This is a genomic window from Rhodococcus sp. 05-2254-6, from assembly GCF_002258565.1.
GTDB lineage: Bacteria > Actinomycetota > Actinomycetes > Mycobacteriales > Mycobacteriaceae > Rhodococcoides.
Genome location: NZ_NOZF01000183.1, coordinates 30,108 through 42,394, shown reverse-complemented (window position 1 = coordinate 42,394; position 12,287 = coordinate 30,108). Strand labels below are relative to the sequence as shown.

Sequence of the window (12,287 nt, the reverse complement as noted above, 5' to 3'; positions counted from 1 at the left end):
CGAATGCATATAACGCAAGGATCCCTCCGGCTGGAAACAAAAATCCGGTGCAGCCAGCCGCGCTCAGCGCGGTCAGCTGCACCGGATTCTGTTCGAAATCCAGCTGGTGTGGACCTACTCGATGGTGGTCGACTCCTGCGTGCGCTCGGCAGGCTTCGGTTCGATCGAGCGCCGCGACCAGTAGCTGGCGAGAAGTGAGCCCGAGACGTTGTGCCACACCGAGAAGATGGCCGCGGGCAGGGCCGCCGCTGGGCTGAAGTGCACCGATGCCAGAGCCGCGGCCAATCCGGAGTTCTGCATTCCAACTTCGATGCTGATCGCGCGTCGGCTGGCGACGTCGAGTCCGCACGCCTTGCCGATGCCGTATCCCACGGCCAGTCCCAGCGAGTTGTGCAGTACGACGGCCAGGACGATGAGGGCTCCGATGGACAGCAATGTCGGCGCACTGGCGGCAACCACGAACAGCACCACCGCGGTGATGCCGGCGACCGAGATCAACGGCAGAGCGTCGAGCATGCGGTCGATGATCTTGGGAAACAGCAGGCGCAGAACAACTCCCAGTACGACGGGAACCAGCACGATCTGCAGAATCGAGACGAACAGTCCGCCGGCGTCGACGGGTAGGAACTCACCGGCGAGCCAGAGCACGAGCAGTGGCGTGAGAATCGGTGCGAGCAGGGTGGACACCGACGTCATGGCCACCGACAGCGCGGTATCGCCCTTGGCGAGGTAGACCATCACGTTGGACGCTGTGCCGCCCGGAGCCGAACCGACCAGCACCATCCCGGCGGTCAGTGCCGCGGAGAGGCCGAGCGCGTTGGCGATTCCCAGACCGAGTAGTGGCATCGCGATGAACTGTGCGGCGACACCGAGCAGCAGCGCCCACGGCCGTCGGGCGACAACCGCGAAGTCGGAGAGCCGCAACGTCATTCCCATGCCGAGCATGATGATCGACAGCAGCCACGGAACGGCAGGAGTGCCGCCGCTGAACGTATCGGGAGTGATCAGGGCCAGTGCGCCCGCCGCCACGACGATCAAAGCGAACCACTTGCCGGTGAACTCGCTGACGGATTTCAGCTTGGGCATGCAGAGTCTCCAGAGGTGGTCGGGGCGCGGCCCCGGGCGGGCGCGCAACCCACCGAGCGTAACCGCAGCGTGGAACAAGACCAATTGGACTTGTTCTGGCAGTATCAACCCTTACGTGAACCGCTGCCGGCCATATGCGAAGGACGAGAAAGTAAGGACGTCACCGTGAACAAACTCTCGACGGTGGCACTGCTGATCCTGTTGGGCGCAGCCGGAACGTTCAACGGAGTGTCGCTGACCTCGGACCCCAGCGGGCGGTCACTGGGCTTGAACGTCGGAATGCTCCCGTCGTGGCATACCTGGGACTACCGCATATCCGGGTTGTTCGTGCTGTTCTTCCTCGGGCTGGGACCGTTGATCTGCGTGGCTGCCGTGCTCGTCGACGCCTCCGAAGCAGCGCTGTATGTCGCGTGCGCGGGGCTGGTGACCATCGGGTGGGTGGTGTGGCAGATCGTTGTACTGGACATCGACGCTCCGCGCGCTCAAATTCCCCTCACCGTGTTGGGGGCCGCGTTGATCGTCCTGGCAATCGGCCAATTCCGCACGCGTGCCCGCGATCGCAGCCGGCAATAGCCGAAGGCGAGCCGCTGCACGGGATGCTCCACTCGCGGCCCGGGTCTGAGGGAATCGCCTGATTTCGTCGAGCAGTGGAGCACCAGTTGCTCAGGAGTCGACGTCGGATCGCCGGCCGCGCCGGATTCTGGCAACAGTCACCCCGGCCAGGATCACCCCAGCGACCGTGAGGAAGTCGGATTCGGTCAACCCTCTGTCTGCGTCGACCACGTACAACACTGCGCCTTCGATAGGGGCGTTGAAGAACAGCCAGCACCGAGGCAACGCTCAGTGATATCGCTGCGGGCCACGAAGGCTTGGCCAGACACCATGCTGCTGAGGCGAACACTGCGTTCATCAGAACGAGTGCGTGGAACGGATCGGTAGTCGGCACCGGTACATCATGAACGAATGCGGTCAGTCAGGTCCCAGTCTGTCCGGGTCCACGACGAGGATCGGGGTGTCACCGACGTGCAACAGAGTGTTCGTCGATGTCAGTCGCGGCGGCCGACGACGCTATTGCATGCCGGATCTGTGCGGCAACCGAATCAATGCCGTCGATCATCGTCAACGCAGAAATGCACTCGGCGACAAGTGATCACACGCCGTTGGTGACGCCGGCGATCAGGTCGATCAGCCCATAGGGGGATTGTTCCCCGAGGCACAGTTCCAGCGTTGCATGTGCCTCGATTGCCACCGCCCCGCTTCGGGTGAACATCGCATCCTCGTAGGCCGACAGGGCTGCGTCCAGGTCGCCGCGGTGATCGGCGATTGCGCGACCGAGTTCGGCACCGTCGAACATCGCCAGATTCGCACCGTCTCCCGAAGGCGGCATCAGGTGCGCGGCGTCGCCCAGCAGCGTCACTCCCGAGTTGTGTTCCCAGCGGTGGTCGTTGGGCAGCGTGAAGATCCGCCGGGGAACCAGCGCGGTCTCTCCGTCGGTGATCAACGCCGTCAATTCCGGTGCCCACCCCTCGAACTCGGCTGCGACCGTTGCTTTGGCGGAAGCCGTATCGGTGAAGTCGATCGCGTCGATCCAGTCGGCGCTGCGGTTGAGCTGAACGTAGGTGTGCAGGATGCCGCCGACCTCACGGTGCACGGTGAGCCCCTTACCCGGGCTGAGGGCGAACATCGCACCACCACCGACTGCGCGGGCTGTGGCGGGGTGCCGATCGTCCACGTCGTGGAGGTAGGTTTCGATGAAGACGGTACCCACGTATTCGGGGACGGCAGCGGAGAGCAAGGGTCGGATTCGTGACCATGCGCCGTCGGCACCGACGAGCAGATCGCTGACGGTGGTGGTTCCGTTCTCGAACTCGATTTCGTGTTGCCCATTTCCCAGTGGGCGTACGGAGGTGAGCTTGTGCCCCCACTGAACGGTGTCGGCCGGCAGTGAGTCGAGCAGAATGCGTCGCAGGTCCCCGCGCAGCACCTCCGGTCGACCTCCGGTGCCGTCATCGGGTTCGTCGAACAGAGCCTCGCCGTTCGGGTTCAGTACGCGGGTCGCTTCGCCTCCCTCGTGAATGATGGCGCGGAACTGCGCGGTGAGCCCGGCCGCGGCAAGTGCGACCTGCCCGTCGCGCTCGTGGATGTCGAGCTGTCCGCCCTGTGTGCGAGCGTCGGCCGTGGCATCGGCCTCGTACACCGTGGCGGCGATTCCGTGAACGTGCAGTACGCGTGCCAGGACCAGGCCTCCGAGTCCTGCACCGATGATCGTGATGGATGTACTCATGGATGTCTCCGCCCGTCGTTGGAACACTGTTCCAAGTAAGAATGGAACAGTGTTCCAAAGATGTCAACAGGGGCAGAGACGGGCGTGGTGGATTTGGCTCGGCTCAGCCGCGGCCGATGCCGGCCAGGATTATGTCGAGACCGGCCTGAAACTGCTCTCTGTCGTCGTGGCCAGCGAATTGCGACGCAATCCGGGTAAGGAACGGATAGTCGCCGGTGTCCGTCACCGCTGCGCGTGTGGAGTCGAGGAATGCCGAGCGGTCCGTCACCGTGGCGGCCAGTTGCATGCCGGCATCGCGCTGACTTGCAACCCCGATCGCGTGGAAAAGAAGCACTGAAGCGGCGTCGAACTGCGCACTGTGCGGAACTCCGTGTGCGTCGAGCTCGGTGCCGATGCGGTCGAAGAGATGCAAAACGGCAGGCTGCCACTGAGCGGCGGAGAGTTGCGTGGCCACCCATGGTCGCGTGGTGATCAAGTCGAAGACCCTCATCATCAGGCCGCGAACACCAGGTTCTGCCGCACCGTTCTCCGGCGGTGATTCGAAGACCGATGCCATGACGGTTTCGGCCGATGCCGCGAGCAGATCATCCCTGTTTCCGACGTGGTGATACAGCGCTCCGGGGCCTGTCGACAGACGTGCGGCGAGGGTGCGAAACGTCAAAGCGTCGGTGCCACCCTCATCGAGCGTCTCGATCGCTGCCTGCACGATGCGTTGTTTCGACAGAGCATCGGAACGTCGAGCGGATGCAGGCTTCGTGTTCGTCATGCGCAGATCCTGCCACAGCTGGAACGGCGTTCCATGCCTGCACAGGATGACCGTTACGAACCCCGCACCACGTCGAATGCGGGCTTGGCGCTGAAGTCCGAGCGCAGTAGTCCGTAGTTCTGTTCGGAATCGGCGAGGTTGGTGCCCGAGTCACGCAGGGAGTGCACAAAGATCGGGCCCACGTACGGCAGCGACGACGCCTTGGCCAGGCTCGAGCCGATGATTGCGGCCTGCGCATCCTCGGTGACGGCCATCGGCCCGTTTCCGGTGGGTGCGCCCAGTTCGGTGATCCAGATCTTCTTGCCACCGTCGCCGTTGGCCACCATCGTGCCGTAGGCCTGATCCACCTGTGCCCATTGACCGTTGGGGTCGTTCTCGACGGTGAAGGGGAAGGTGTAGGGGTGCATGGCGACTGCGTCCATGAATCCGCCTGCTCCGGCGGCATACATTTGCTGCAAGAAGGTCACCGGCGCGACGGTCCATGCTCCCAAATCCACCGTTGTCGCCAACCCGGCGCTCAGCACAGTGGCTCCGGCGTCGGCGTTGTGGATCGCGGGGTACGCCGCGCGCAGCATGTTCGTGTAGCGGACCGCATCGACGGGTGCGAAGAAGGTCGGAATGTTGGGCTCGTTCCACACCTCGTAGTGGTCGACGCGCTCACCGAGGTGCGCTGCGGCCGCACCGGCGAATGCGCCGAAGGCATTGGGATCCAACGGAACTGCACCGGGCAGTGGTGAGGCGATACCGCCCTGCGCCCAGCCGGGGGTTCCGCCCAGCACGGCCAGAACCGAGTAACCTTGCGCTGTCGCGGCATTGATCACGCGATCGGTGTTGCCCCAGTCGAATACGCCCGGCGCCGTTTCGATTGCCGCCCAGTTCACGACCACCCGTACCCACGATGCACCGATGTCGCGTCCGGCACCGAGTTCGTTGTTCAGCGTGGCGTCGTCGAGCGTCAGAAACGGTGCGCCACCGGTGAAGCCCAGGTCGACCGGTGCTGCGTGTGCGACGGGTGTGGAGAGGCCGAGAGCGATCGCGGCGGCTGCGGCAACGGCGAGCAGTCGGGAGCGGAGGGTCATGGCGATCATCCTAAGGTGCTCGTCAGCGGGGCGCTGATCAGTGCTTCGACGGTGGAATGGGGTACGCGGTCGTTCCAGCGGGCGGTGTTCAGCTCGTATATTCGCTCACCGGCCTTGACGGCGGTGGTGCGGTCGAGCAGATAGCGACGGCATTCGGCGACGAACTGCTCTTTGTCGTCGAACGTGGGCAGCTCGAAGATCGAGTCGAGCGATCCGACGGCCGCCGAGGTCCCGACGACGGGCAATCCCTTGCTGGCGGCGTCGAGGATCTTGACGCGCACCCCGCCGCCGGTGGCAACCGGGGCGATCAGGGCTCGGCAGGTGCCGAGGAATTCCTGCAGATCGTCGACGAAGCCGAGATCACGGACTCCGGCAGGGTAGACGGGATCCTTGGCACCCGGGGCCTTCGCGCCGATGATGCACAGTTCGGCACCGTCGATGCCCGCGGAGATCGCCGGCCAGTACTCGAGCGCGATCTTGAAGGCTTCCTGGTTCGGCGGCCAATCACGAGTCCCCATGAACACCAGACGTTTCGCGGTCTCGGACAGGTCCAGCTGCGGCGCGGGTTCGAGAGTGAGGTCGATCCATCGGGCGTCGCGAACCCCTTTGCTGCGGTACATCTGCGCCTCGTCGGCATCGTAGGTCCCGACGGTATCTGCCGCACGAGCGACGCGAATCTCGTCCCGCAGGATGCGTGGTGCTTCGATGCGGCCGATCAGTCCGCGCGTCACCTTCCACACCTGCGACTCGGTGTTGACGGTGTTGATCGCGAACGGCGACCCCAGCTTGGACGAGCGGAGGAACGATTCCGCCATGTAACTGTGTTCGGCCACATACACATCGGAGGTGGAGGCGTCGATGGCGTCGCGGAAGGCGTCGACGTCGTAGCGTCCGTGCACCACCGAGCGCGTCGGTCGGACGGACTTCATCAGCAACCCCACGTCGACTGTCGGCTTGGGGACGCGTACGACGTCGGGGGCCACGTCGGTCTCCCTGGACAGGCAGATCGAACGCACCTCGAATGCCTCGCGGGCGAGCTGCATCATCAGGCGAGACAGTGCGATATCGCCGCCGTGCTCGGTGACGGGATCCTTGGACAGCAGGAAGGTCGCGCGTCTCATTGCGTCACTTCTTCTTTCACTGGAGCTCTGTACAGGGCGCGCATGAACCAGACGAGCAGTACGGCGTCGGTGACCACCGAGGCCACGGCCGCGCCGACGGCACCGAAGGGGAACAGGCACAGGACGAGAACCATTTTCAGCGGTGCCAGCGTCGCTGCCGCCAGCACTCGGGTGCGGTCGCGGTGCTGCAGGTAGAGCACCGTGGTGAACACGTGGTTCATCACTCGCATCACCACGAACAGCGACATCACCACCAGTGCACCCGCGATCTGCGGGGACGCCGGTGTGAAGAAGAGCAGGAGACCGGCCACCAGCAGCAGTGAGCCGGCGGCGCAGCCGAGAACGGCGGTGTGCTTCAGGGCCGGTCCGGCGCTGACGAGTCCGTCTGCTGCGCGCAGCTTTTCGTGGAAGGTGTTGCCGAAGGCCTGACCGATGAAGGCCACCGCCCAGGCCGTCACAGCTGCGACGGAGTAGTAGCCGGCGATGGTGGAGTCGGTGAGGAAGCCGAGCAGCAGCACGTCGCCCTGGATGTAGACCGCGTTGGCGAGGTTCTCCGAGAACAGCATCGAGATCTCGCGCCAGGATCCGGGGATGCGCGGCGCTGCGACGCGCGTTCGTATCGCGGCAAGCACGGCGATGACGAAATACGGTGCGGCATAGAGCAGGCTGGCAACGGTCAGCGTGGCGTCGGGCACGGCGAAGAGGTAGGCCGTCGCGAGCGCGATGGACGTGGCTTGACGGGTGGTGTCCCATCGCTGGGTGAGGTCGGGGCGACCGTCGCGCAGCGCTCTGCTCTTGTAGGCATTGAACACCAGCTCGCCGCCGCCGATCACCAGGGCGAACCAGGCGATGTAGTTCACCTGAACCAGGCACAGACCGCCGGCGATGAGTACGGCACCGACGAGCACGCGAGTGGTGCGCTCGCCCAGGAACTCTCGTTCGCTCACGCGGATAGAGCGCACGGTGAAGGGGTGATCGAGTGGTGCTGCGATGATCGCGGCGAGGGCGAAGGCCATCGCGTACTGGCCGTAGTCGGAGATCCCCAACTTGGCGATCAGCGCGATGGTCCACAACAGGCCGATGCCGCGGCCGCCGTAGGTCCACAGGGCAGCGACCCCGGCCTTGAGCAGATTGGCGTTCATTGCGCCGCCCACACGGAGACGAAGTCCTCCACCACAAGTTCTGCGGTGTGGGAGATGCGAAGTGCCTCGACCTCGCGTCGAAGTTTGCCCAGCGCAATGGGATCGGTGATGAGGTCTGCGGTGGCGTCGGCGAGCTCGGCGACACCTCCGTCGACCACCAGGGCTCCGCTGTCGGACTCGGCGAGAGCGCCGACCTTCAAGCAGGTCACCGGGGTCTGATAAGCGATCGCTCGCGTCACCACCGAGGATGCGGGGAATGCATCTCCGTAGATACTCCGTTTGCCGTAGGGCAGAACGAGTGCGCGGATGGACCCGAAGAAGGCGTCCTCGTCCGGTCCGTTCACCTCGCCGAGGATCTCCACGCCGTCGACGGGGTCGAGCAGTTCGGTTCCCCGTCCGGCGATGCGGATCGCGATGTCGCGGGGGAGACTGTCACGGAGTTGCTGGATCTGGTCGAAACCTTTGCCGCGATAGACCAATCCGAAGAGACCGACCGCCAGCGGCCGCTCCTCGGCAGGCTCTATATCAGGGCGCGCGGGAACGAAGAGGGCACTGGCCTTGGCTGTGGCGTCGGGATACGCACGCGCGAGGGAGTCGGCACCGGAGCGGGTCAGAGCGAACAGCGTTCGGGTACCGGCTATCCGGCGTTCGAGTGCCCGCCATGCCGACCGAAGCGGATAGTGCAGGCCGTGATTGAGCACCTTCTTGCCTGCGAGGAATTTGGTTCGCGCGGGCCACCAGACCAGTCCGGGCGGGTCGTGCACGGTCGCGGTCATCACCGGGTCGCCGGTGAGTCGGGCGGTCGCCCAGAACGGCATCACCGAGCCGCCGCTCAGTTCGCAGTGCACGATGACGCGGCCCGGGTCGGCGTCGACGAGTTCTTGAATCGCGTTGCGGTGGCGCAGAATATCGCGCGCCGAAAGCGATCCGGGCCCCTCGTGGCGATACTCGATCACCTCGGCGAAGTGTGGCCGCACGGCGTCGGCGAAGTCGTCGGCATAGTCGCCCACGCCGCCCACTCCGGATCGGGGGGCGACGTAGACGAGTCGGCAGTCACGCAGGATCATCAGTAGAACAGCGGCCGATACTTGGGGCGGTAGGCGAGTGCCTCGGGATCACGCATTGCTCGCACTTTCGCGGGCACACCGGCGACCACTTCGAGTTCGCCGACATCCGCGCGCACCATCGAGCAACCACCGACGACGGCACCGCGCCCGAGGGTCACGCCACTGAGAAGGGTGCTGCGACTGGCAATCCACACGTAGTCGCCGATGACGCAGGGTTCGAGAATCGGGGTGAACTCGGGAGAATTGTGATCGTGGTAGCCGCCGATGATGTGGGTGTCGCTGGCGATGACGACGTTGCTGCCGATGGTGATTCCGCCACGGGCGTCGAGCATGCACCGGAACCCGATGGCGCAGGCATCACCGATGGTGAGGCCCTCGGGATCGAGGATGGTGGTGCCGCGGAAGATCGAGGTGTCCTTGCCGATCGTGGCACCGAAGGCGCGCAGGAAGTTCTGCCGAATCCAGTGCGACGGAATGTAGGTGACGATCATGTTGAAGCCGAGTGTGCCGATGCGGTTGCGCAACTTTCGCTTGAACGTGATGTCCTGCATCTTGTAGTTCGAGACGTCGTAGATCTCGTTCTCGGTCTTCTCCACCGCTGTCATGCTGCAATCTCCTCCGTCATGTCGAACTCGATCATTGCCCGGACCACCTGATCGAAAGTCTTCGTCGGTTCCCAGCCCAGTAGGGTGCGGGCCTTGGAGGCGTCGCCGACCATTCTGGCCGAATCGGTCGGTCTGAGCATCTCGGAATCGCTGCGCACGTAGTCACGCCAATTGTCGATGCCCACTGCCTCGAAGGCGGTGGACACGAAGTCCGCGACGCTGTGGGCCTGTCCGGTGGCGATCACGAAGTCGTCACCCTTGCCGTACTCGGCCATGGCCGCCATCGCGTCCACGTAGTCCGGGGCCCAGCCCCAATCGCGCACCGCGGTGAGGTTTCCCAGTTCGAGCATGGTCTGGTTCCCTCGCGAGATGGCGACCGCGGCCTTGCTGATCTTCCGGGTGACGAAGGATTCCGGTCGCCGCGGTGATTCGTGGTTGTAGAGAATGGCATTGGTGGCCTCGAGCCCGCGTGATCGATAGACATCGACCATGTGATGACTGAGCGCCTTCGACGCACCGTAGGGCGATGTGGGGGCGATGCGCGTCGCCTCGCTCTGCAGCGAGACACCGGATCCGGCGAAGATCTCGGCACTCGAAGCGTTGACCATCACGATCCGCTTTCCCGACGCCTCCTGGTGGGTGAAGCAGGCATCGAGCAAGGCTGCTGCGGAGACGCCGTTGACCCTGGTGGTCAGTACCGGGTCGTTCCACGATCGCCAGACCGAGGAGATTCCGGCGAGGTGGAAGACGTAGTCGGGGTCGGTTTCGGTGATCAGTGCCGTGGCGGCTCGGTGGTCGCTCAGATTGGTCTCGTGCTGAACGACGTGTGGGGTCACCGAGTGGTGGGTCCCGCCGGGCTTGGCGACGCCGTGCACTGCCCAGCCGCGGCCGAGTAGAAGTTCGGCGAGGTAGCTGCCGTCCTGGCCCGCCACTCCGGTGATCAGAGCGGTGGGGTGGGGCCCGGTGTTCACGCGATCTTGACGGTGTCGGGGGACTGTTCGGCGAGGTCGTTGTGCACCATCATGGTCACGAGTTCGGGGAAGGCGACCTTGGGCTTCCAGCCAAGGGCAGCATGCGCTTTCGACGAATCGCCGACGAGCAGGTCGACCTCGGCGGGCCGCAGGAAGCGCGGGTCGATCTTGACGTAGGGCTCCCAGTCGTCGATGTCGACGGCGGCGAATGCGTGGTCGAGGAGTTCGCGAATCGAGTGGGTCTCACCGGTGGAGATGACGTAGTCGTCGGCCTGGTCCTGCTGCAGCATCAGGTACATGGCTTCGACGTAGTCGCCGGCGAATCCCCAGTCGCGCTTGGCGTCGAGGTTGCCCAGCGAGATCTCGCTCTGCAGCCCGAGGGCGATGCGTGCGACCGCCTGGGAGACCTTTCGCGTCACGAATTCCGGTCCACGGCGCGGTGATTCGTGGTTGAAGAGAATTCCGGAGCTGGCGTGCATGTCGTAGGACTCGCGGTAGTTGATGGTCATGTAGTGGCCGTAGACCTTGGCGACGCCGTAGGGCGAGCGTGGCCACAGCAGTGTTTCCTCACGCTGGGGCACCTGCTGCACCTTGCCGAACATCTCGGAGCTGGAGGCTTGGTAGAAGCGAACCTGCTTGCCCGCCACCTGCTCGTACAACCGGGTGGATTCGAGCATGTTCAGCACTCCGCCGCCGGTGACGTCGGTGGTGAGTCGGGCGTTCTCCCAGGAGTAGGCCACGAAGGAGACGGCTCCGAGGTTGTAGACCTCGTCGGGATCGGCCACGGCGAATGCGCGCATCAGCGCCGACAGGTCGAGTAGGTCCCCGTGCAGAATCTCGACCTGAGGTAGTACTCGCTCCAGCATCGGAGCTTTCGGATTGTTCTGTCCGCGAAGCAAACCGAACACCTTGTACCCCTTGCTCAGCAGCAACTCTGCGAGATAGAGGCCGTCCTGTCCGGTGATGCCGGTGATCAAAGCGCGCTTGTTCATCGCGACGCCGTCCTCTCGATTCGTTCTGCATTGATCTCGGATACTGCGGAAATGAGTTCGGCGGCAAAGCGTTCTTCACTGAACTGCTCCACGTGTGCCTGAATCTTCAGTGGTTCCCAGGCCGTCCGTTCGAGAGCGGTGACCGCGTCGCGAATCGAATCCGGTTGTGGCTGATCGAAGTACACCCCTGTGATGCCTTCCTCGACCGTGTCCAGGAAGCCGCCCCAGCGGAGCACGGCGCTGGGCTTGCCGTGGTAACCCGCTTCGATGGGGGTCAATCCGTAATCTTCATAGCTTGCGGCGATCAAACCGTTACAGCCTCGATAGAGCCAGGTCATCTGACCCGAAGTCAGATCGCTTAGCATGAGCACGTTGTCGGACTTGAGCTTTCGCAACCGGTCGGCCTCGGGGCCGCGGCCGACGACGATCAACTTGCGGTCGGTTCCGGCGAACGCGGCCATCACCTTGTCGACATTCTTGTACGGCAGCAGCCGCGAGATGCAGAGGTAGTAACCGCCGCCGTCGAGCCACGTCGCTGCCTCGGGGACGGCTTCCGCGGGGGCGGCCTCGACGGTGAACGGAGCAGGCACCACCGTGGATCGGATGCCGTATGCGTCGGTGATGCGCTGCTGTATCACGGTGGAGATGGCGAGGTAGCGATCCGCCGACAGTGCGGCTCGCAGGTCCCACTGGCGTAGCGGCCACGAGAGAGCCTTGAGCGCAACACGTTTGGTCGGGCTGCGGCTTTCACCCAGATACATCTGCGATTCGTACAGCCAACGCGCAGGTGAATAGCAGTAGACGAGCTTGCGGCCGGAGGTGTGGAAACCGTGTGCCCAGCCGCTGGTGCTGGTGAGGACCACATCGGCGTCGATCTCGATGGACGAGGAGGCGAAGGGCAGCAGCGGAAGTGCGGCCCGGTGATTCTTGCGCAGGAAACCGATCCGGTTCAACGTCGACGGGCGCACGTCGAGTTCGGAGAACTCGGGGAACGTCGTCGACGGTTCGAAGAGCGTGGTGTAGATGGGTGCCTCGGGAAAGGCGCGGGCCATGGCGAGGACGACCTTCTCGGCTCCGCCGCGTTGGGTGAGGTAGTCGTGCGCGATCGCGACGCGGAGGCCGTCGGTCATGCTGCCACCTGAATACCGATGGCCGAACTTGAATGTGACACAAC

Annotated in this window: 13 protein-coding genes; 2 read left to right on the top strand and 11 right to left on the bottom strand. The window is 64.3% G+C overall.

Annotated elements, in window-relative coordinates:
• Nucleotides 1–114 precede the first annotated feature (114 nt).
• Complete coding sequence (locus CH256_RS25190) at nt 115–1,086, bottom strand: bile acid:sodium symporter family protein (RefSeq protein WP_094640649.1); 972 nt, start codon at nt 1,084–1,086, stop codon at nt 115–117.
• 165 nt (nt 1,087–1,251) lie between these two features.
• On the opposite strand from CH256_RS25190, the gene CH256_RS25185 reads away from it, so the two are divergent.
• Nucleotides 1,252–1,659 carry a hypothetical protein gene (locus CH256_RS25185; protein ID WP_094671128.1) on the top strand — a complete coding sequence of 136 codons (408 nt, stop codon included), beginning with the start codon at nt 1,252–1,254 and terminating at the stop codon, nt 1,657–1,659.
• 382 nt (nt 1,660–2,041) lie between these two features.
• Entirely contained in the window at nt 2,042–2,236 is a 195-nt protein-coding gene (locus tag CH256_RS25175) for a CGNR zinc finger domain-containing protein (RefSeq protein WP_256989544.1), read from the top strand.
• Here CH256_RS25175 and CH256_RS25170 read toward each other — a convergent pair whose 3' ends face one another.
• The 10 genes from CH256_RS25170 to CH256_RS25125 form a co-directional block, all read right to left on the bottom strand.
• Nucleotides 2,237–3,370, bottom strand: coding sequence for an FAD-dependent oxidoreductase (locus CH256_RS25170; protein ID WP_094671126.1), 1,134 nt, complete (start codon nt 3,368–3,370; stop codon nt 2,237–2,239).
• A gap of 103 nt (nt 3,371–3,473) precedes the next feature.
• Nucleotides 3,474–4,136: a TetR/AcrR family transcriptional regulator gene (locus CH256_RS25165; protein WP_094671124.1), complete on the bottom strand. Its 663-nt coding sequence runs from the start codon at nt 4,134–4,136 to the stop codon at nt 3,474–3,476.
• A 53-nt stretch (nt 4,137–4,189) separates the two neighbouring features.
• On the bottom strand, nt 4,190–5,215 hold the full coding sequence (locus CH256_RS25160) for a hypothetical protein (RefSeq protein WP_068049386.1): 1,026 nt from the start codon (nt 5,213–5,215) through the stop codon (nt 4,190–4,192).
• A gap of 5 nt (nt 5,216–5,220) precedes the next feature.
• The gene (locus tag CH256_RS25155) at nt 5,221–6,336 is read right to left on the bottom strand and encodes a glycosyltransferase (protein ID WP_094671122.1); all 1,116 of its coding nucleotides are present in this window, start codon (nt 6,334–6,336) and stop codon (nt 5,221–5,223) included.
• Complete coding sequence (locus tag CH256_RS25150; RefSeq protein ID WP_094671120.1) at nt 6,333–7,478, bottom strand: polysaccharide biosynthesis C-terminal domain-containing protein; 1,146 nt, start codon at nt 7,476–7,478, stop codon at nt 6,333–6,335. The genes CH256_RS25155 and CH256_RS25150 overlap by 4 nt, the downstream gene beginning before the upstream one ends.
• Nucleotides 7,475–8,545, bottom strand: a complete 1,071-nt coding sequence (locus CH256_RS25145; protein ID WP_256989543.1) for a glycosyltransferase — start codon at nt 8,543–8,545, stop codon at nt 7,475–7,477. Before CH256_RS25145 ends, CH256_RS25150 begins: the two co-directional genes overlap by 4 nt.
• Entirely contained in the window at nt 8,545–9,150 is a 606-nt protein-coding gene (locus CH256_RS25140) for an acyltransferase (RefSeq protein ID WP_094671118.1), read from the bottom strand. The genes CH256_RS25145 and CH256_RS25140 overlap by 1 nt, the downstream gene beginning before the upstream one ends.
• A complete protein-coding gene (locus tag CH256_RS25135) occupies nt 9,147–10,121 on the bottom strand; it encodes a GDP-mannose 4,6-dehydratase (protein ID WP_179272223.1) in 975 nt (324 codons plus the stop codon). Before CH256_RS25135 ends, CH256_RS25140 begins: the two co-directional genes overlap by 4 nt.
• Nucleotides 10,118–11,113 (bottom strand): GDP-mannose 4,6-dehydratase, encoded by a 996-nt coding sequence (locus CH256_RS25130; protein WP_068049395.1) that lies wholly within the window; start codon nt 11,111–11,113, stop codon nt 10,118–10,120. The genes CH256_RS25135 and CH256_RS25130 overlap by 4 nt, the downstream gene beginning before the upstream one ends.
• Nucleotides 11,110–12,243: a glycosyltransferase gene (locus tag CH256_RS25125; protein ID WP_094671114.1), complete on the bottom strand. Its 1,134-nt coding sequence runs from the start codon at nt 12,241–12,243 to the stop codon at nt 11,110–11,112. Before CH256_RS25125 ends, CH256_RS25130 begins: the two co-directional genes overlap by 4 nt.
• Between the last annotated feature and the right edge of the window lie 44 nt (nt 12,244–12,287).